17 protein-coding genes are annotated in these 20,826 nt (G+C 67.7%); 10 read left to right on the top strand and 7 right to left on the bottom strand.

Annotated features, from left to right (window positions below; all coding sequences use genetic code 11):
- Positions 1 to 42 precede the first annotated feature (42 nt).
- The gene (gene eccA / locus MHN84_RS12070) at positions 43 to 1,884 is read left to right on the top strand and encodes a type VII secretion AAA-ATPase EccA (RefSeq protein ID WP_241204891.1); all 1,842 of its coding nucleotides are present in this window, start codon (positions 43 to 45) and stop codon (positions 1,882 to 1,884) included.
- Between the two features lie 62 nt (positions 1,885 to 1,946).
- A complete protein-coding gene (locus tag MHN84_RS12065; protein WP_241204890.1) occupies positions 1,947 to 2,507 on the top strand; it encodes a hypothetical protein in 561 nt (186 codons plus the stop codon).
- A 69-nt stretch (positions 2,508 to 2,576) separates the two neighbouring features.
- On the opposite strand, the gene MHN84_RS12060 is transcribed toward MHN84_RS12065, so the two are convergent.
- From MHN84_RS12060 to MHN84_RS12035, 6 genes are all read right to left on the bottom strand, one after another.
- Entirely contained in the window at positions 2,577 to 2,894 is a 318-nt protein-coding gene (locus tag MHN84_RS12060) for a hypothetical protein (RefSeq protein WP_241204889.1), read from the bottom strand.
- On the bottom strand, positions 2,894 to 4,948 hold the full coding sequence (locus MHN84_RS12055) for a hypothetical protein (RefSeq protein WP_241204888.1): 2,055 nt from the start codon (positions 4,946 to 4,948) through the stop codon (positions 2,894 to 2,896). The genes MHN84_RS12060 and MHN84_RS12055 overlap by 1 nt, the downstream gene beginning before the upstream one ends.
- Positions 4,948 to 7,833, bottom strand: a complete 2,886-nt coding sequence (locus MHN84_RS12050; RefSeq protein WP_241204887.1) for an ATP-binding protein — start codon at positions 7,831 to 7,833, stop codon at positions 4,948 to 4,950. Before MHN84_RS12050 ends, MHN84_RS12055 begins: the two co-directional genes overlap by 1 nt.
- Before the next feature lie 2 nt (positions 7,834 to 7,835).
- Positions 7,836 to 8,153, bottom strand: a complete 318-nt coding sequence (locus tag MHN84_RS12045; RefSeq protein WP_241204886.1) for a glycosyl transferase family 39 — start codon at positions 8,151 to 8,153, stop codon at positions 7,836 to 7,838.
- Between the two features lie 27 nt (positions 8,154 to 8,180).
- Positions 8,181 to 9,086 (bottom strand): conjugal transfer protein, encoded by a 906-nt coding sequence (locus MHN84_RS12040; RefSeq protein WP_241204885.1) that lies wholly within the window; start codon positions 9,084 to 9,086, stop codon positions 8,181 to 8,183.
- A 92-nt stretch (positions 9,087 to 9,178) separates the two neighbouring features.
- Positions 9,179 to 10,552 carry a hypothetical protein gene (locus MHN84_RS12035; protein ID WP_241204884.1) on the bottom strand — a complete coding sequence of 458 codons (1,374 nt, stop codon included), beginning with the start codon at positions 10,550 to 10,552 and terminating at the stop codon, positions 9,179 to 9,181.
- 249 nt (positions 10,553 to 10,801) lie between these two features.
- On the opposite strand from MHN84_RS12035, the gene MHN84_RS12030 reads away from it, so the two are divergent.
- Positions 10,802 to 11,236, top strand: coding sequence for a helix-turn-helix domain-containing protein (locus MHN84_RS12030; protein ID WP_241204883.1), 435 nt, complete (start codon positions 10,802 to 10,804; stop codon positions 11,234 to 11,236).
- Here MHN84_RS12030 and MHN84_RS12025 read toward each other — a convergent pair.
- Positions 11,223 to 11,393, bottom strand: a complete 171-nt coding sequence (locus MHN84_RS12025) for a hypothetical protein (protein ID WP_241204882.1) — start codon at positions 11,391 to 11,393, stop codon at positions 11,223 to 11,225. The genes MHN84_RS12030 and MHN84_RS12025 overlap by 14 nt on opposite strands.
- Positions 11,394 to 11,411: 18 nt before the next feature.
- Between MHN84_RS12025 and MHN84_RS12020 the strand changes: the two genes are divergently transcribed.
- The 7 genes from MHN84_RS12020 to MHN84_RS11990 all read left to right on the top strand — a co-directional run.
- A complete protein-coding gene (locus MHN84_RS12020) occupies positions 11,412 to 11,894 on the top strand; it encodes a hypothetical protein (RefSeq protein ID WP_241204881.1) in 483 nt (160 codons plus the stop codon).
- Positions 11,891 to 13,324 (top strand): type IV secretory system conjugative DNA transfer family protein, encoded by a 1,434-nt coding sequence (locus MHN84_RS12015; RefSeq protein ID WP_241204880.1) that lies wholly within the window; start codon positions 11,891 to 11,893, stop codon positions 13,322 to 13,324. Before MHN84_RS12020 ends, MHN84_RS12015 begins: the two co-directional genes overlap by 4 nt.
- A complete protein-coding gene (locus MHN84_RS12010) occupies positions 13,321 to 14,061 on the top strand; it encodes a hypothetical protein (RefSeq protein ID WP_241204879.1) in 741 nt (246 codons plus the stop codon). Before MHN84_RS12015 ends, MHN84_RS12010 begins: the two co-directional genes overlap by 4 nt.
- Positions 14,058 to 14,234: a hypothetical protein gene (locus MHN84_RS12005; RefSeq protein WP_241204878.1), complete on the top strand. Its 177-nt coding sequence runs from the start codon at positions 14,058 to 14,060 to the stop codon at positions 14,232 to 14,234. Before MHN84_RS12010 ends, MHN84_RS12005 begins: the two co-directional genes overlap by 4 nt.
- Before the next feature lie 19 nt (positions 14,235 to 14,253).
- Positions 14,254 to 14,607, top strand: a complete 354-nt coding sequence (locus MHN84_RS12000) for a hypothetical protein (protein WP_241204877.1) — start codon at positions 14,254 to 14,256, stop codon at positions 14,605 to 14,607.
- Positions 14,608 to 14,732: 125 nt separating this feature from the next.
- The gene (locus MHN84_RS11995) at positions 14,733 to 15,326 is read left to right on the top strand and encodes a hypothetical protein (protein ID WP_241204876.1); all 594 of its coding nucleotides are present in this window, start codon (positions 14,733 to 14,735) and stop codon (positions 15,324 to 15,326) included.
- Between the two features lie 167 nt (positions 15,327 to 15,493).
- Positions 15,494 to 20,826, top strand: a 5,333-nt coding sequence (locus MHN84_RS11990; protein ID WP_241204875.1) for a helicase, incomplete at its 3' end; no start/stop codon positions are given.

Raw genomic sequence — 20,826 nt, 5'->3', positions numbered from 1 at the left:
CGACACCAGAGACGTTTTGACTAGGCAAGGGGCACAACGGCAATGACCACCGCGCATGCGAGCGACCAAGCTCGCGCCGCCATGACCCGCGGCCTCCTGGCCTCCAACATCAACGTCGATGGTGTGATGGCTGGAAGCAACCCGCGGGTGGCCGCCGACATGTTCAAGAAGGCCACCGATTTCGATCCGGGGATCTGTGATGCGTGGCTGGCGCGCATCGTCGCGGGTGACGACAGCGTCCACGTTGTCCAGGCGGCGTGGGATGCTCGCGAGTCCTATGGGTGGGAGATTCAGCGACTCAATCTGCGTGGCACGGCGTTTCGACCCATGGTGTCCGACGGGGTCTTTTTGAGACTGGAGATCACCTCCCGCGATTCTCTGCGCGCCGCGCTGGCCGTGGCTCTCATCCGCGAGCAACAGTTCGCGAAGGCTGACGCGCTCCTGGCCGATGCTGCGCCCGCCGACCCGTTCGACGTCGACTCTCACGTCTACGCGCGTGGACTGTTGCAGTTTCAGACCAAGCGCTGGCCCGACGTGCTCGCCGCGTTCTCCAGCGACCGGGTGTGGCGATTGCCAATCTACGGCGCCGCGGCCTCGGCGATGGCGGCCACCGCGTTGGCCTCCCTGGGCGTCTTCGAAGACGGCTACCGTCGCGCCCAGAAGGCCGTCGAATCCGATCTCCTCCCGGCAGCGGCGGTCATAGGGCTCTACACCCAAGCGATGTGCCTACGTCACCTCGACAAGGCCGATGACGCCAACCAGCTCCTGCGCCGGGCATACTCGCGCGATTCCCAGTTCACACCGGCTCGCGAGGCGCTCGACGATCAGGCGATTCGGCTGGTGCTGACCAGTCCCGAGGCGATCGAGTCGCGGACCGATCCGTGGGACCCCGACAGCGCCCCGACCAAGGAAGCCGCCGAGGCGGCCAAACATTCCGCGCAGGCCGGGAAGCTGCTTGCCGAGGGCGACGCCGAACTCAATGCCATGCTCGGCATGGACGCTGCCAAACGTGAAGTGAAGCGCATCCGCTCCACGACCAAGGTGAACCAGCTGCGCACCAAGGCGGGGCTGCCGGTGCCGGTCAGTTCGCGGCACACCCTGCTGCTGGGTCCGCCGGGAACGGGCAAGACGACGGTGGCGCGGTCGCTGACCAAGCAGCTCTGCGGGCTGGGTGTTCTGCGGCGCCCGACCGTTGTCGAGACGCGCCGTTCCAAGCTGCTGGGCCGGCACATGGGTGATGCGGAGAAGAACACCGAGGCCACCGTCGAAGGGGCAATGGGTGGGGCCCTGTTCATCGACGAGATGCACAACCTCTACGAAACCGGTTACTCCGGTGGCGATGCCTACGGCACTGCCATTCTGGAGACGTTGCTGCCCTACCTGGAGAACGATCGTGCCGAGCTCGTTGTGTTCGGTGCGGGCTATCCCAACGCAATGGACCGCATGCTGACGGCGAACCAGGGGCTGCGTCGGCGGTTTCCTACCGTGATCCGGTTCGAGTCCTACACCCCCGATGAACTGTGGCAGCTCACCGAACTGATGGCCGCAGAGTACAAGGACGTCTTGGCCGGCGACGTCGAAGCGACACTGCGGCCGGTATTCGAGCGGTTCTACCTCCAGGAGAACCGTTCTCCCGAAGGCGACGTCATCCGAGGGACCGATTGGCTCGGCAACGCGGGCTTTGTGCGCAACATCGTCGAGAAGGCGCGCGATCACCGCAACAACCGCGTCGACAACGAGAACCTCGACGCCCTCCTGGCTCAGGACGACTTGCTGACCGAGGCTCAGCTGCTGCCGTTCCAACAGCTCATCGCCGAAGACATCGCCGAAGGCGTCGCGGCCGCGGTCTCCGACGCCGAGTCCGACCAGACACTCACCAGCTAACTCGACGGTCGATGACACGTGCATGCCTACATGGTTTCTGGCGTAGACGACACGGACGGATCATGACGCTAGGCAAGGTCGCCGACAGCGGCGACCAAATGCTGTATCAGCGAGAAATCTTTATCAATCCGTCCAGAACCTACCAATGGATCAGCGTCAAATTGTTCACCCTGCGGCGCGACGTCGACGACGACACCGCGCTGGCACTGCTGGTCGCCCACCTTTGCTACCGAGATTCCTACGCCGGCGTGGGGGGCGTCGGCCAGCAGGAAGCCGAGCCGTATTGGCATGGCCCCTACTGGCTTTCGTTGATCTCACCGAACACCTTCGTCAAGGCCACGCCCGATGCCGCTGCAGAAGAGATCGACACATTCGCCGAGCGCACGATCCGGACCTGGGACGGCCCCTATGCCCGCTGGCATGATGCCGATCTGGAGGCCACCCGTCGCGAGGTGCATCAGCGGTTCCGGCGTGCGACCACGATCTATCAGCTCCCCGACATTCGCGCCACGGCGCAACACGATTGGGGTCAGACAGTGGGAAGTGAGAGCGGCTTCCACGAGTTCGTCACCATTGACCGACGGTCGTGTGAGCTGGCGTTGATTGTCGCCAGCGACGACTAGCACGATGCGCTGGGGGCGCAAACCCAGCGCTGGGTCGACCGCCCGCGAGCCGGATACTCCGGCCCTTGCCTAAGCGCGACACGCGTTCATCCGTGGCCTACCGGTCATGCCAATCCGCTTGGGGTTAATTGCCTTGTTCGAGGCTGTCGCCGCGATCATGGCCTCCGCGTCGCCGAGGTAATAGATGGCGTATTCACACTCGAGCCGGGTGCTTGACGCGTCCCAGAGGACTTCGGCGGCGCTGTCGCGTGCGGAGCGCGCGTACTGCTGACGCCGGTGCTCGTCGTCAGCGCGCAGGGCTTCGTGCAGATCGGCACGCGCGGCGGCCAAGGCCCGGTTGGACGAGAGTGCCGCAGGGTGCATCACGGGCCGCTTCGGTGTCGTCATCAGCGTGTTCGCCCGGGGACGGGTGCGGGAGGCTCATCAGGGGCGCGAACGGGATCACGGGACGGGGCGGCATTGCGGTCTCCGCGGGTCGCTACGGGCCCGAAACCCGACGGCGGCGGTGGCGTGCCCGGTGCGCGCTGTCGGGGTGGCTGCAGGGCGTCGGCGCGGCGTTCGCGCGGCGTCTGGTCCTGGGTTGCTCTTTCTCGGCCGGAGGACGACTGATGGTTGCTTTTCATCCTGTGGGCGGCGGCACCTGCAGCGGCCGCGGGGAGTGCCACTTCCGGGGCGAGGACCATTGCGCCGGCCTCGGCCGCCCCGGCGGCGCCGCCGGCGGCAGAGGCGCTACCGGCCGTGGTGGCACCAGCACCTGCACCGCCGATGCGCGTAGCGGCGGTGGATCTGCTCGATGCACCCGCGCCGGACCTCGCGGCGGGGGTGAGGCGCCCGGGGCGGGCGGATGAGCCGCTGGGGGACCGGCCAGCCACCGGCGCTTGCGTCAGCGTCGACCCTGGTTTTTCTCCAGTTTCGTCGGATGCTCGGGAGAACCGTTCGCGGGTCTTGTCGGCGATATTCTTGCCTTGCCCGATGCGGCTCTGGCCGCGTCGGTATCCCTGGTTGCCGAGGTGCACGGCCTGGCGCACGGATTGAACGAGGTCCTGGCGGGTGTTGTCGTGGAGTATTTCGCGCTTGAGGTACCAAAAGACGCCGGTGGCCACTGCCGACCAGAGGGCGACGAGGACGAGCATGGCGACGGGGCTAGTCATGCCTACTTGGGACGCCAGCCCGCCTGGTGCAACGGTTTTCAGGATGAGGAGGGCGGCGACGCAGGTGTAGAGAACGTAGACAAATACCAGGAACGCGTGACGGAAGAATTGCTCGAGGCGTCGCCGTGCGCGGCGGCGTGGAGCTCCGTGAATCATGGCCGGCCCGGCGGCGAAGATCGCCATTACGGCGTTGAGCAGCGCTGCACCGCAGACCATGATGTAGCTGTAGGTGACATAGAGCACGAAGAATGCGAAAACCATTCCCAGCAAGCAGAATCCGATGCCGAGCGCGAACACCGTGCCGTCGATGCCTTGCGCGTAGCGCAGAGCTTGGGGCGCTCCGCAGGAGGTCATGGCGTGGGCGGGAGCATCCCGCACACCGCTCATGATCGCCGCCGACCATGCGTGACCACAGCTGCCGATGGTGTCGACGGTGGTGCCGAAATTCCATATTTGCAGAGGCGCCCGCACCAACGCGTCGGCCAGGACACTGGTGAGGTGTCCGAGCTGGCCGGTCGTCCCGCCGACGGCGATGGGGCCGTTGTTGGTGGCGGCTTGGGCGACGCTGAAACCTAGTGCCCTGGCCTGGTTGAGCAGTCCGTCGTTGCCGGTCAGCTCACCCAGCGGGTCGCGGGTGAGCCACAGTCCCAGCATGCCGATGGCGAATGCGGTGAGGATGATGGCGGCGCCATGACCGCGGCGGCCGTGCCAAAAGATGTGGAAGGCGCCGACGCCGATGCCCAGTGCCAGGCAGATCTGAAAGAAGTGGAGGTCGACGAGCATCTGGCGAAGCGCTTCCAGGATTGGTCGGAACCACGCAGCGAGCCAATACAACCAGGTGCTCGACATGGCGAACTTGAGCAGCCACAGCACCGCGGCGAGCAGGAAGATGTAGCACGACGCCTGCGCTTGCACCCAGCTCGCCACGGTCTCGTGGGTGAGGCCGGTGGTGATCGCGTGCGCTCCCCAGCGGACCCAGGAGCCGGGGTCGACGACGCTGACGTCGGGGCCGGATTCGGTGAGGGCCTCCATGGTGTCCACGGTGGACAGGAAGTAGGCGCCGACGGGCACGCCGTCGGTGTCGGTGATCCCGGTCCAGTTGAGCGCCGCTGACATGGTGGAGGCCGCGGCCCGGGGCGCGGCGATCACCGCCCAGAGCGCCAGGACGTGGGTCATCGTCCAGAACGTCAGGAGTCGGCGCAGACGCGGGTGTACGGCGAGCTCGTAGCCCAGACGTTCTGCGGCGACGTCGCGCAGTCTCGAGGTGGTCGCCGGCGCGGCGGTGATCATCAGGCAGCCCCTTGGTCGGGTGTGGTGTCGTAGGCGCGGTGCAGGATGTCGTTGGGCTCGCGCGCGATTTGAATCGCACCCAGGCGGCGGAACTCGTCGATGAAGAAGGCACGTCCTTGCAGGCTGCCGCGGTCCGGGGTCGTCGACGGTCCGGTGTGGTCGTCGTCGAATGCCGTGGGGTCGCGCATCTCCTCGGCTCCGGCGGCGGCCAGGAAGAAGTCTTGAAACTCGGGATATTCGTCGAGGGGCAGTCCCGCGCTGGCGGCGACGGCTCGCGCGATGCCCTCCTTCTCGAAGGGCACGATGATCTGTTGGGTGATGAATTCGTCGCCCATGAGCGCGAGGTCCTTGATTGGGTTCTGGGTGATGATGAGCATGCCGGTGTAGTGCTTGCGGGCGCGGCGGCTGATCAGGTGTGCGTCGCGGGCTCCGGTTCGTGAATTGAGCAGGGGGCCTGCCTCTTCGAGCACGATCAATCCGAATCGGTTGGTGTTGTTGAAGAAGGTGACCCGCGCGAGGCGCACCAGCATGCCGTAGATGGCGATGGAGGCGCGTTGACGGTCGCTGAGGGCGGCGTAGAGGTGGGGGTTGGCGACTTCGTCGGCGTCGGGCAGGTCGAGGCTGCCGGTCTGCCAAATCGTCACGTCCAGGGCGGCGAGGTCGGGGATGGGCAGTGTGTCGTCGAAGATGGCTTGGGTGAATTCGTAGGTGGCCCAGGACTCCAACGCGAGCAGGACGGGACGAAGATCTTCGGCCAGTTGGGCGACTTGGGGTGATCGGGTGTCTTCGGCGGAGCCGAGGGGGGCTTGGATGTCGCGGATGTAGCGCATGAGCGCTGCGGTGCTGCTCAGCCCCAGCGCGTCGCGGGCGGCGGGGGTTAGCAGGGTGCGCAGCCGCCCGACCGCGACGCTACGTACGTCGAGTCCGAGCATGGGGATCATGTAGTCGAGCCAGTAGGAGCCGGCGACACGTTCAGGGAAGATGCGCAGCGCGTCGCAGCCGAAGTCACCACCGGCCATGTCGATGACGGCCTTGTTGGGGACGTCGGCCAGGGCGGTGGCCCATTCGCCATAGTCGTCGGGTTCGACGATGAATGCTTGTGCACCGCGCTGCAGTTCGGCGCGCACGATCTTCTTGGAGGTGTAGGACTTGCCGTAACCGGGTGCCCCGGCGCAGATCAGGCAGGGGTTGTGGTTGCGGCGGGCGGTGCCGGGTAGGTCGAGGAGCACCGCGGAGTTATTGGCGTTGCTCTTGTTAAAGCCGAGCAGCATCCCGGTGGCGTTGCCGAGCTGCGAGGAAATCAGGGGCACGAATCGTGACCACTTGGAGGCGGTGGTGGCGTGAGCGAATTGGTCGACGGCGCTCTTGTGCTGAGCCACACCGGGGTTGAAGGCTGACCACAATCGGGTGTTGGCGCCGCGGTAGTGCCGGATGACGATCTGGCCGGACTGCGTCATCTCCTCGCGCAGCCGTTTGATGCTGTGGTCGAGCGTGCGGGGGTCGGCGGCACCGACGTGGATGAAGAAGGCGGCCGAGAGGGGTTGCTCGTCGATGTTGGCCGACAGCAGCCTGTTGTATTCGGCGATCTTGCGCTCGGTGGCTCGCAATTCGGTCAGGCCGTTGCGAACGTCGCCGCGGTGGTCGTACTGGTCGTCGATGTTGCCGCGTGCGCGGTCGTTGCGGCGGAACTCCATTTCGCGGGGCCGGGCGGTGAGGTTGATGGCGAAGTCGAACACCGCGCCGGTGTCGAGATCGTCGAGTGCGGAGAGGAATTCGGAGCCGGGGAAGACGATGCCGCCTTCGGGGGCGTCGACCACGGGCAGCACGGCCTGATAGCTGTCTGCTGCGATCACGCTGTGCGGCCCTGTGGCCGAGACGCGAACGTACTTCTTCCATGAGGGCAGCGCGTTGAAGATGCTGGGTCGGCGGGGTTTGTGCTGCTGGTCTCCTTCATCGAAGGCCGCGGCGGGGAGCTGGTCGGCGGTGATGGACCCGCCGGCGGTCGGTCGCGGCAGGGGGTCGGTGAAGGTGCCCAGCCAGGTGGTGTGCTGCCAGAGCCATGCCGAAATGGCCGCGGTGACCGGCGTGGGGGAGAACTCCGGGGGCAGCGAGTTGGCGATGTCGTGGCCCAGCTCGATGTAGGCGTGCAGCGAGGAGTCGGAGTCCTTGTCGCGTCCGGCGAACCAATCCTTGAGCTTGGTGGCCTGGCCCACGACGTTGTGGCCGGCGCGGCCGGCGTCGACGGGAACCATGAGCCAGTACAGCCGCGTCTTGGGCTCGGCGTCGGCGAGCTGGTCGGCGACCTGGGCGCAGCTGTAGAGCCAGTCGTCGCGGTCGCGGTGACCGTGCACCATGGCTCGCAGGAGTTGGCGCTGGTCTTGGTCTACTCCGAGGCCGTAGAGCCAGCTGTCCGCGGGCAGTTCCCGGCCGAGCAGGGTGTGCAGGTCAGCGACTGCGGTCTTTCGGCGCGATGACTGTAGATGGTAGGGGAGCCCGGACAGCAGGAAGCCGGCGAAGACCGAGCCGTTGTCGGCAAACCACAGATTGTCGACGAGGTTGGGGCGGGCCAGGATTGGCGTGTCGTAGCTGGTGCGGACAGCCGGACGTACGGACGCGGTGAACGCGCGCAGCCGGAATGCGATGTTGGGGCGGGTGCGGGGCACCAGGGCCCCGATTCCTGTCAGCGCTGCGGTGAGCAGCGCGCCGCAGATGAGGATGGCCAGCGCGTGACCGGAGGCGAGGTTGAGCACCGCCAACAGGATGGTGGTGACCGATCCGACGACGGCGGGCACGGCCACCCAGATCCGCAGCGGCTTGTCGAACAGAACGTTGGTGTAGACGGGGGTGTCGTGGACCCCGGTGAAGAGTTGTGCGCTGTCAGTCATGGTCAGCCGAACTGCCCGGTGGTGACGCCGGTGTGGCTGTCGACGGTCTGTTTGGTCGAGACGTAGATCGCGTAGGCGCTGCCGATGACGACAGCGCAGACGATGCCGGCGGCCACCCAACCGATCGCCGTGCCGATGCGACCGCCGCCGAAGGCGGCGAGGCCGCGAGCGCCCCCGGCGATGAGGAACAGGATCGCCAGGATCGCTACCCCCATGGTGTAGAGGCCCTGGGTGCCTTGGACGAGGTCGGCGACGGCCACGATGCGGGTGTCGGCGGGCAGTCCTGCGAGGGTGGAGGTGAATTCGGGCAGGTGGTTCATGGTGATCCTCTTTCTGGTGGGGTGGGTTTATCGAGTGGGTTGACCGGGGCTGGGTGCCACGGGGGTCAGTTGCGCGGTGCCGTCGAGCAGAGGTCCGGGGTCGATGCGGGTGACACTCCAGCTGCCCGATCGCAGCGTCAGGGTCAGGGGGTATTGCTCGGTTTGGGGGGCGTAGCGGTTGGTGAGTTCTGAGACCGTGGCCAGGACCTGCACGGTGCTGCCATCTGCTGGCTGTTGGGCGGCGTCGACCGTGCGGGTGGCCAGCAGGGCAGTCGTCAGCGCCCGTTGGCTGGTGTTGACGGCGCTGATGCCCGAGTCGGCGCTGACGTAACGTTCCAATCCGCCGGCGGGGGTGAGGTAGCTGACCAGGAATCCGGTGACGGTGTCGGACAGGGGGTTTCCGGTGGGTCGGTTGCGGCCCTTGTCGTCGGGGGCGCCGACGGGCAGCGAGGCGGTGTAGGCCAGGGGAAGCGTTGCGCCGCTGCCGGTGTCGTTGATGGTGGCCAGCAGTCCGGAGGCGCGAAGGCCGTAGCTGCTGATGAGGACGTTGATCTGGCGCAGCGTGGTTTCCGGGGTGGCGCTGAGATAGGGGCGCTGGCTGACACGCACGATGACCTGCCACTGCTCGACGCCGTCGTAGGCGGCGGTCCGCACGATCTTGGCGATGACGGTGGAGTCCACGACCACGGGTGGGGTGGTGGGCAGGGAGCGCAGTTCGTCGGGTGCCCAACAGGTGTTCAGCGCCGAGCGTTGGGCTTCGGTGACGGTCAGCAGGAGACGCACGCAGTTGACGGCGTATCCGCCGATGTAGTCGGTGCGGTTGACCGCTGCCCTTGCGGGCCCGTCGATGTCGAGGGGTTCGTCGGTGATCCAGCCCCACATCGTGCTCAGGGCGACGATGGTGCAGGCAGTGAAGGCGATGGTTTGCAGCACTTTTCGAAGGGTGGAACCGCTGGTGTCGATGCGGCGGCGCCACGTGTTGGTTAGCAAGCTCGGTGCGGACGTCATGGGGTCGTGGGCCTTTCTCACAGTGGGGGGTGGCCGAGGACGCGGATCGCCGAGATTGCGACGGTGTTGTCGACCGGATCGGTGGAGGTGTCGCTGGTTCCGAAGACGGGGTCTGGGCTGGCATCTGGGGAGGTGCCCTCGCCGACCGGCGCGCCGAGCATGCCGTCGAGCAGTCCCCCTCCGGCCGGGCCGGGACCGCCTGCGGTGGGGGCGGGGTTGTCGGCCGGCGGGCGCGAGGTCTGCAGGATGACCATCTGAATCTGGGAGGCGAGTACACCTTGGTCGGGGCCGTTGGAGGGCATCGCGACCGGCACGGGCCCGTGAGCGTTCTTGGTGTCCTGGGTAACGACCGTTCGGTCGGCGCCGTTGACCAAGATCCATTGCACGCGTGTCACGACGCGGTGCGACATCCATTGATCGGCGCCGCTGGCGTCGGTGCCGACCCATCCGGGAGTCAGCTCGATGGCGGTGACCTTCATTGGCTTGCCCAGATCCAGGGTCATCACCTGCCCGTCGGAATCACGCATGCACACCCACGCTCGCGTGGGGTCCTCGCTGGCGACGTTCTGCGCGGACCCCGATCCGGCCTGGGGGCAGGCCGAGGACGCCTGGAAGGGAATCGGCACATCCTGTGCTGGGTCGGCGACGGGCGCGGCGGCCGGCGGCGCGGGGGGCGGTGCGACGACGCCGACCGTTCCAGACGGTGCGCCGGCCTCCGGGGACGGGCTGCTGGACTGCATGCCGATCATGGCTGCGGCGCCCCCGATGGCCACGACCCCGACGGCGGCCACGAAACCCAGGACGAGTGGCTTGCTGAATCGGGCTGGCGGGATGAGAGATTGGATGTTCTGACCGAGTTCAGCGGAGTCCTCGTCGCTGTCGGTGTCGAGTCCTGCGGTCACGTCGTCGTCGAGGTCGACGGGGCCGGCCTCGGGGGCGGGCTTGTCGTCGAAGACGTCGACCGTGCCGCTGCTGCGGTCGGTGTCGTCGAGGTGGGGGTGGCCCACCTCGACCGCTTCGGCTGTGTCCGGGTAGGCGTCGCCGTACCCGTCTCCACGATCCTCGCGGAGGTGATCGTAGGGTGCCTGGTCGTCGTATTCGTCGCCCTGCGGCGCGCCCGCGTAATAGTCGTCCGTGGGGACCTCGTCCCAACCCTCCCCGCGGCCCGTGTGGGTGACCTCTCGGGCCGGGGGTGCTGGCGGCTGTCCGGCGCTGTGTCGGTAGCCGCGCTCGTCGTCGCGGTCCTCATCGCCGTCCCAGGCGGGAGCCGGGTTGTCGTCGGCGGGGGAGAACTGTTCCTCGACGTCGTCGGAGCGCTGGTCGACGGGGTCGTCGATGTAGGCCATGAGGCGGTCGGTGGCCGCCCACCGGGCCTGTCGGTCGTCGGTCATCGCCACGTCTCCATGCCGATTGCCGCCGCGTGTCCGGATGCGAGCGGCAGATGCTGGCAAACCGTTCGCCAGTCTGCGCCACTGAGCGTCGTCGCCTGTATGAGCCCAGCGATCGGGAGCCGCGAGTGGGTCACTGAATTCTGTGACATTAGTTCTCCTTCGAGGTGCTGTGGGGAAGCGTAAGTGCGGTAATTGCCGGTTTTCTAGGTACATGGCTAAAAGGTTTCGGCCGTTGTTAGCGTCTGCGATGTGAGTGCAATACCGACCGACGGCACAGAGCGTCTGCTGTTTTTCCTCAATCAGCGACTGGCGCAGCTGCGCTGGTCACGTGAGGAGTTGGCCGCCCAGGGCGGCCCGTCGCCGTCCACGGTCTACAAGGCCTTGGCCGGCGGGCGGCGGCCCACTGAGCGCACCCTGGCCCGCCTTGAACTGGCGCTGGGGTGGCAGGCGGGATCGGCGCATCGCATCTTGGATGGCGGCGCTCCGGTGATCTCGATAACACAGGAGGTCGCGACGGTTGCATCGCGGATCGACCAGGAGTTGGCGCGCGGCGAGTCGATGGGCGTGACGCGCACCGCGAAAGAGTTGCGGGAATTTCTTTTGGGCGTCGCACAAGGCCTTGAGCGCTTCTACACTGGAGCGCAGCACACCGGCGCGGAGGTCTTCGATGTCACCGCCGGCTGATCGGTTCGACGAGGTCCGCCGTAAGTGGATCGCCCGCCATCAACACACGTTCATATTTCAAAAACGGCGGGCCGAAATTCTGGCCCGACAAATTCGCGACCGCGCGCAGATATTGAGCGGTGCGCGAGTTGACGCTGCCGATGACGACGTCATTCACCCATTAATTGCGCGCCCGGTGAAAACGCCGTACGCCGGGCTCGATTTTGCGATCGTCATCGTCGCCGCGGTGCTTGCCCCGATCGGGTGGCCGGCGGGCATAGCGGTGTATCGGGCCATTGTCCAGCTAATTCCCGACACCCTGCGGTCCTACCCGGTGGCGGCGTTCATGTGGGCCTCGGTCGCGACGGGCCTGCCGTTGGCCCTGCTGTATAACCCCGACACCACACTCGCGCAGACGGTGCTGCTGCCGTGGCTGCTCGGACAGCTGCCCGCGACCGCCCTGGCCGCAGGCATCTACGGCGTCCTGGAGGGCTGGCTGGCGGTCGACGGCTCGCGCGACTGGTGGCCCATGCGCCCACCCGCGGTGACCGAGAGCGTCGACTTCGGCCTGGCGCTCGACGACCTGCCCATGCCCGGAATCTTCGACGTCTCGCCGACACCGACGGTGGGCGAGCGAACCCCGCTGCTGCGTGACCCCGACGGAGGGACCAAGCCATGACCTACACGCCGCCACCCACCCCGTTCTGCGGCTTCGTGCGCGACCCGCAGACCAAACAGCGCACCGTTGCCGAGTCCGGGCCGATGGTGCTCGTGTCGGCGCCCACCGGGACCGGCAAGACGCGCAGCGTCCTGGCCCCCGCGGCGGTGCTCTGGACGGGGCCCGCCGTCGTGGTCAGTTCCAAAGACGACCTGTTTCAGCTCGTCGCGCAACGCCGAAGCGGCCCGCAGGCCCTAATCGACCTGCGTCCCGATTACGACGCCACATACCCTGGCGTGCAGGCCATGTCGTTCGATCCGACGAAGATGATCACCACACCCGATCAGGCGGTCACCGCGGCCAACACGATGATGCAAATGTCGGCTGTGGGCATGGGCTCGGGTGCCGATTCGGTCTCCGACGCCGGGATCTGGGAGTCCAACACCGAAGGCCCGCTGGCGGCGATGCTCTTCGCGGCCGCCCTCAACGACGAGGGAATGGACTGGGTCCTGCTGGCCGTCGACAACATGGACTGGGACGAGGAGAAGCTGCCCGTCGAGGCTGGGTGGCAGATGGCCGCCCTTGCCGTGCAGGACTATCCGCTGTTCTACAACGCACTGCGACGCACTTTGAACATGGACCCCAAGCAGCGCGACAGCATCGCGCTGACGATGCGCAAGGCGGTCATGCCCTGGATGCGGCTGTCGCTGCGCGGGGACCAACCCGAGGCGTTCACCGCCGACTTCCTCGACGATCCCACCGCGACCCTGTACGTGCTGTCCGCACCCGAGGGCGCGATCGCCGGCGCCGCGGTGACGCTGCTGGAGAACCTGGTGAAGCTGTGGCGCGCCAAGACGGCGCGCAAGGAAATGGTGGACCGCCTGCTCATCGTGATCGACGAAGCAGCCAACGTCGCACCGATGCCCGCGCTGCGCCGCCACGTCGGCGAGGGCCGGGGCCTGGGGGTCAATCTTCTTCTCGCGGTGCAGGCATCGAGCCAGTTCGACACCGTCTACGGCAGTGCATACGCCAACGAGCTCCGCGACATCTTTCCGGCGGCGCTGATCCTGTTCGGCGCACCGGAGATGGAGATGCTGCGCCGCGCCGAGGAGTGGAGCCTGTTGACCACCCGCCGCACGGAGTCCTTCGATCAGGCCACCGGTTCGAAGTCGCTGTCGTCGAACACCGACAGCACCCTCGACTACCGCCGTCTGCTGCCCGCCAACCGGGACCGGGGCCGCCTGCTCGTTCGGGGCACCGCTGGCGTGGAAACCGAGCTGGTGGACTGGTCGGAGTTCGTGACCCTCTACGACCAGCAGGTGCGCCGACTGACCGACGCCGCCGTAGAACGCAGCCGCGGCCGTGACCAGGCTGCCGGCCGCAAGCCGATTCTTCAACGGGCCCACGAGCGGCACCAGCACGCCGTGGAGTCGGCGAGGAGTCCACGATGACCCCCGCGTCGACCAAGGCCACGTGGTCCACGGAGACCACATCCGAGGCCCCCTCCGGAGCACTGCACGGGCGGATCATGGCAGTCCTGGGACGCATCCGGGGGCCGGTGTCGACCGCGGAGGTGCGGGACTGCCTCAACCAGTCCGACGCAGCGCGCCCCGTCGTGATCGAACGGGTCTACGCGGTGTTGGTCGCCCTGGAGCACAAGGGAGCCGTTCGCCGCGCGCACAACGCCACCCGCACTCGACCACTCTGGGAACTGGCACCCGCCCCCACCCACCCCGAAGGGCACGACGCGCCCGCCGGCACCGCACCCGCCGCAGCCGAGACATCGCTGACCGCCGTTGGTCTCGACGAACGCATCACCCGTCTCGACGGCCCGCCGGCCGCTCTCGCCCTGGCTGAGGTGATCCTGGCGCCCTGGGACGGGGGCACCTGGGAGCGCTGGCGTCCGCTGGCGACTGCCCCGCTGGCGGGGTGGATCTACGCCGCCAGCCACACCGACGCCGCGGGCAATCGCATCGACTGGATCATTCGGGCACTGGCGCACCGCGCCCAGTGGTCGCGCGCTGCGCACCGCGTCGGTGAGCATCCGCAACTGCGGGACAGCCTGCGATCGGTCTCGCGACTCGACGACCACCAGTTCACCAACGTGGGCTGGATGCTGGCCCTGGCGCTGCTTCCCTGGTCGTCCTGTCTGCACCCGCCGGCCGCGGCGTTCGTAGGGCAGCGGTGAAGCCGCGGCGCGGCCCGTGGCTCGGTGGCCTCCTCGCGGCCATCGTCGTCACCGTCTGGATGGTCGGCCAAGTCATCGGCGGACTATTCGCGATGGCCACCCACTCGCTGCCGATCTTTCCCTCGGCACCCCCGCCCGGCTTCGGCACCGCGCCGTCCGGATTCACTCCCTAGTGACGAGAGGCGCACCACCGTGATGATAGAGGTTCGTTCCGCCGGTGAGGCGATAGCGCAGGCCGAGCGACTGTTGGCGCAGCTTGCGGGCGACATGGATCTGTGGCGGTCCTTCGCGGTCGGCCCGCTGGCGGCCGCGCTGCTCGGCGACGCCGCCGCCCACGACGGCCGGGCCGATCTCACTCGCGTCCGCGAGGCCGTCATCGGTTCGTCGGGCCCGTCCGGATATGACACGCCGACCGGTTGGGCGCTGGTCGCGCACCGGTGCCCTGCGCCGCTTCTGCGCGGCGCTGCGTTGCGCGCGGACCAGCTGCGCAGACCCGTCCAGCGTGACTCGCTGCTGTTGACCGTCTCCGACGCACTGAGCCACTGATGACTGCTCGGCGCAACAAGGCCCCCTCGCGCCGCTCCGACGACACGGTGAGGACAATATGGCCCGCAAACCCAAGGACGCTGAGCAGCCGGATTTGTTCAGCCTCTTCGACGAGGAGGGTGGCGGTGACCAGCCCGGAGATCGCCCGGATCGTGGCCGAGGTGTACAGCCGGCATCTGACGCTGCCCTCGGACTGGACCCCGGGACAGTGCCAGGACTTCCTGGATCAGACCGCGGCCTCACTGAGCCGTCAGATCGCGGAGCTGGCAGCCGAATTGGGGGAGCGGGCGGTCGAGCAGTGGACGACCGACCACGGGACCCAACCGAACTACCTGACCAAGGTGGGTCTGCTGAACAGCGCCGTGGCCTCGGCGAAGGAAATCGTTCTCAGCGAGCAGCTCTACGAGCTGATCCCGCCGCCGCAGGAGACCGAGGAACCGCCACGCACCATGGTCAGTCGCGACGACGTTCCGTGGACGCAGCGGTGGACTCAGACCCAGTACCGCACCGATCCGGACGAGGCGACCGAGGACCTGGTGGCGCAGCTGTGGCCGAGTCCGGCGTTTTCGGCGGTGTTCCGGATCAAGGCGGGCTACCTCCTGGCGGCGCGGGCCGAGGACCGGCTGCCGCCGCCCCAGAAGCCGGGCGACCCGCTGGCCGTCGAGCTGACGGAACTGGTGTACCAGGACCTACGCGACGACGGCCTGCCCGCCCGGTAGCCGCGCAGAGCTCGCTGTTCGACGAGCCCGACAAGCCCACCGACCCCCGCACGATCGACCCTGGCGGCACAGCTCTGCCCGCCGCCGCGCCGCCGCTCGCCGTCACGCCGCCGTCGGCCGAGGCCGACCTGTCCAGCTCGAGGGACTTCCCGGCAAGCACCGACGTCTTGGTCCCCTCCGGACCGAAGGCGCGGGCGCGGGCCAACATCGCCGCCCTGGAGCTGGTGCGCCGACTGCAGGCAGCCGGCCGCCCGGCCACGGCCAGCGAGCAGGCCGTGCTGGCGGCATGGTCGGGATGGGGAGCCGTTCCCGAGGTCTTCGACACCCGCAACGAGGGCTTCCGCTCCGAGCGCGACCGGCTGCGAGAACTGCTGACCCGAGAGCAGTACCGTCAGGCGGAGGCGTCGATCCTCAACGCGCACTACACCGATCCCGCGCTTGCCGCCGCGGTGTGGACGGCCCTGCAGCGGGCCGGATTCACCGGCGGGCGGGTACTGGAGCCCGGGTGCGGCAGCGGGCACTTCATCGGCCACGCACCCACTGATGCGGTCATGGTCGGGGTGGAGAACGACCCGATCACCGCCGCGATCGCCGCGGCGCTCTATCCGTCGGCGCAGGTCCGCAACGAGGGTTTCGAGACCACTCGGGTGCCCGAAGGCAGTTTCGTCGCCGCCGTCGGCAACGTGCCGTTCGGGCGGTTCGCGGTGCACGATCCTGCGCACAACCCCGCCCGGCACAGCATCCACAACCACTTCATCGTCAAGGCATTGGCGTTGACCGCGCCCGGCGGCTACGTCGCGGTGCTGACCAGCCGCTACACCATGGACTCGGCATCGGACTCAGCTCGCCGCGACATTGCCGAGCGCGGTGAACTCGTCGGTGCGCTGCGTCTGCCGTCGCAGGCCTTCCGGCGGGTAGCCGGTACCGAGGTGGTGACCGACATGTTGGTGTTGCGCCGGCGTACCGAGCCGGTCGATCTGCGCGTCGACCGGCCGCTGTGGCTCGACACCGCGCGCCTCGCGCTGGACGGCGTGGAGCCCGACACCGCGGCCCCGATCGCCGTCAACGCCTACTTCCATGAGAATCCTCAGCACGTCCTGGGGTCGATGACCGTGGGTCATGGGCTGCACGGCAGCCCCAATCTGGTGGTCGAGGGCCTTAGCGGCGCCGAGCTGGCCGCCCAGGTCTCCGAGCAGCTCGACGCGGTGATCGACGCCGCGGTGCTGCGCGGCGCGGGGCTGACCGCAACCGCGGCCGACCTCACCGAGGTCTCGCCGCAGCACTTCGACGCCGGCTTGCTCACCGCCGCCGACCAGGGCGAGGACCCGCCGCTGTTCGCGCTGCGCTTCAACATCGAAACCGGCGGCATCGACTACTGGGCGGGCCACACCTGGGAGCCCCACAACACCCCCAAGACCCTGGTGGCCGAGACACGTGAACTGATCGCGTTGCGCGACGCCGCCAACAGCCTCATCGCGTCCCAGTCCGCGGGCCGGCCCGTCTCCGAGCGCCACCAGTTGCGCGGTCACCTCAACCGTCTCTACGACGACTACGTCGAGCGCCACGGCCCGATCAACCGGTTCTCTTGGGTCCACCCCAAGGACATCACCCAGGAGCAGCACGACGCGAAAGTCGCTGCCGACGAGTCCAAATGGCGCGCCAAGGAAGGTGAGCCAGGTCAGCCCTACCGCGGCAGGGTGCCCGAGGATCTGCTTGAGGAGTGGAACACCAAGGCCTGGGAGCCCAAAGCCTCGTACAAGAAGCGACGTCACCTCGACGGCGGCATGCGCCACGATCCCGGATGGGCAGTCGTCTCGGCGCTGGAAGTCTTCGACGAGACCACCGGGCAAGCCCGCAAGGCCGAGATCTTCTCCACCGACTTGGTGTCCGCGCGGGCCGAGGTGCTCAGCGCGTCGGGACCCGAGGAAGCGTTGGCCGTCAGCCTCGACCGCGCCCAACGTGTCGACGTCGACCTCATCGCCAGCTTGCTCGACGTCGACGCTGCCGCCGCCCGCGAACTGCTCGTCGGGCTGGCCTACCCCGACCTCGACGACCCCGACGAACTGGTGCCGGCCGCGACCGCGCTGTCGGGCAACGTGCGCCAGAAGCTCGCCGCCGCGACCGCCGCAGCACAGGCCAATCCGGTCTACCGCGACTACGTCGCCGCCCTGCGCGAGGTCATGCCCGCCGACCGCACCGCCGAGGAAATTCGGGTCCGCCCGGGCGCCCCGTGGATTCCGGCCGACGTGGTCGCCCAGTTCGCCAAGGAGACCTTCGGGCTCTCGACGGTCACCGCCGAACACATCGGGGGCCGCTGGGTCATCGACATCCCCAAGCATCACCGCTTCGGGCGGCTGATGACCGAGACGTGGGGGATGCCACACAAGGGCTGTGACGCGGCCAGTCTGCTTGACGCGCTGTGCAACTCACGCAGCGTCATCGTCAACGACGACGACGGCAAGCTCGACGTACAGGCCACCTTCGCCGCGCAGGCCAAGGCCGCCAAGATCGGCGAGGAGTTCAACCGGTGGGTCTTCAACGACGAGGAACGCCGCGAAACCCTCGTCGCCGAGTACAACCGGCGTTTCAACTCGCTGCGGGCACCGCGCTACGACGGGTCCGCACTGTCGCTGCCGGGTCTCTCGGATGTGTTCGTCCCGCATTACTATCAACGCAACGCCGTCGCCCGCATCATCGCTGAACCCTCGGTGCTCCTGAATCATGTTGTGGGCGCTGGTAAATCGGGCACCGCTTTCATGGGAGCGATAGAGCTCAAACGCCTCGGACTTGTCCGTCAGCCCTGGATCGTCGTGCCCAACAGCATCATCGACCAGGTTGGCCGTGAGGCCAAGCAGTGGTATCCGGCTGCCAACATCCTTCTCGGCACGGCGGCCACCAACGCCGAGGGCCGTCGCCGGCTGGTCGCGCAGTCCGCATCCAGCGACTGGGACATGGTCATCATCCCCGAGTCGGCGTTTACGGCGATCGGGGTGTCCGAGCGCCTGCGCGCGGATTACATTGCCGACCAGCTCGACACGCTACGCACCCAGCTCGACGATGCGGCCAGCGACCGCTCCAAGAAGGCCATCGAGCGGGCGTTGAAGACCGCCAAGGAACGGCTGGAGCGGTTGACCGCTCAGGAGGCCAAGGACACCGGCTTGAGCTTTGAAAGCAGCGGAGCCGATTACCTTTTCGTCGACGAGGCTCATTACTACAAGAACCTCCAGCGGGTGTGCAACATCCAGGAGCTCAACTGCACCAAGTCCTCCGAACGTGCCGAGGACCTGGCCCTGAAGCTGCGGGTGCTGCGTGAACGCCGGCGCGAGGAAGCCAAGGCCGCAGGGATTGCCCCTCACCGAGTCGTCGAGCGGGTGGCTACCTTCATGACGGGCACACCGATCGCGAACTCCTTGGGCGAGCTGTGGGTCATGCAGACCTACCTCCGACCCGATTTGCTTGCCGAGGCCGGTGTGTCCGACCTGGGCGACTGGGGTGCGGCGTTCACCGCCACACACACCACCGTCGAGGTCAATGCCACCGGCACGAAACTTCGCCCGGTGACACGGGTCGGGAAGTTCACGAATCTGCCGGAGCTGCTGGCGCTGTCGTCGGTGTACTCCGACGTCGTCACCCGCGACCAAGTGCCCGTGGAGTTGCCGCCGCTCATCGGGGGGCAGCGTCAAACGGTGGCGTTGCAGCCCGACATCGAGGTCGTCGACTTCATCGCCGATCTCGGATACCGAGCCGATCATCTCGATGCTCGCAACCCGCAGCGGGACAACATCCTCAAGATCGCCAACGACGGGCGGAATGCCTCCCTGGACCCCCGCCTCGCCCACCTGGCCGCGCCCACCGAGAGCCGCGCCGCGGCGGTGGCCGAGTCGATGATGCGCACCTACCGAGCCAATCTGGACCGCGTCTACCGCCATCCCCGAACCGGTGAGCCCATGCCCAAGCGTGGGTGCCTGCAGGTGGCGTTCTGCGATCGCGGCACCCCCTCCAACGATCCGGAGCAATTCACGATCTACGCGGCCATCAAGGCTGAGCTGATCGCCCGCGGCATGCCGGCCGACAAGATCCGGTTCGTCCACGACGCACGCAAGGCCCATGAAGTCGGTCTGCTGCGCGAGCAGTGCATCAACGGTGAGGTGGCCGTGCTGATCGGCAGCACCGAGAAGATGGGGACGGGCTGGAACATTCAGCCCCGCCTGGCTGCCCTCGACCATGTTGACGTGCCCTGGCGGCCAGCGGACTTGGAGCAGCGTGAGGGCCGCGTCCTGCGTCAGGGCAATCAGAACCTCGACGGCGTCGAGATCCGCACCTACGTCACCGAAGGCACCTATGACACCGTGATGTGGCAGAAGGTGCAGGCCAAGTCGTTGTTCATCGAGCAGGTCAACCGCAGTGAGGTCACCGATCGAGACATCGAGGACCTCTCCGGTGGTGACATCGGCGCCGCGGCCGCCGAGACGAAGGCGTTGGCGACCGGCGATCCTCGCTACCTGCGTCAGGTCGAGCTCGACGAGCAGGTGCGCCGCCTCCAAGCGCTCGAACGAGCCCACCATGAGGCCACGCGTCGCCGCGACTGGCTCGTCGACACCCACGAACGGACCATCCCGCACAAAGAGCGTCAGCTCGCCGAGCTGCAGCCGATCGCGCAGCGCGCCGCCGCCCATGGGGCCGAGCAGCGTTCTCCCGAGGTGATCGTCGGTGGGCAACGAACCAGGGAGAACTCGGTGACCGCCGAGCGGCTGGCAGCGGCGTGCCGCCAGGCCTTCCTCGACGGTCGCGACCGCGGCGCCACCCGCTACAGCGATACCGGGGTGAGCATCGACGGCGTGGCCTTGCTCGCGGCGCGCGATCTCACCCATGACTCGCTGCTACTGCGCCTGACGACGTCGCAGCGGATCACCGAGGTCAAGAAGGACGACCTGATGGCCACCGCGTCAGAGGCGGGCGGGGCGAAGGCCCGCGGTCTGTTGACGCGGGTTGAAAACCTCTACCTCGACCTGCCCCGCCAACAGGCCACCCTGACTAGCGAGATCGACCAGGACCGCGCCGAATTGGCCGACCTCTTGGCTCACCCACCAGGCCCGTTCGAGCACACTGGCGAACTCACCGACCGCCAGGCCGAGCTCGCGACCTTGACCTTGGAGCTGCGGTTGGCCGCCGAAAGCCCGGAGGCGAAGGCGAAAGCCGCTGCCGCGCAGGCGCGCATGGCTGCTCGCGGCCGGGAACCGGGCTGGTCGCTGCTGCACAATCCGACGCTGTACGTGGTGCAGGAATCGGGCCTGCGGTCCGCCCGTGAGTTACGTGCGGCGGTACGCGACCGTGAGCTGCGTGCGGCAGTGGCCGTCGCCGAGTCAGCGCAGTCAGCGATGATCACCGAGCGGGATCTGATGGTGTTGCGTGCTGAGGTGGATTTCGTGGAGGCAGCGGGGTCTCGGTCACCGGCCACGGTGTACCCACCCCCAGCCCACGGGTGGGAGGACCTCGACGA

The sequence above is a fragment of the Mycobacterium sp. PSTR-4-N genome (assembly GCF_022348085.1).
In the GTDB taxonomy this organism is placed as follows: Bacteria; Actinomycetota; Actinomycetes; order Mycobacteriales; family Mycobacteriaceae; genus Mycobacterium.
This window is presented reverse-complemented; position numbering and strand designations above follow the sequence as displayed.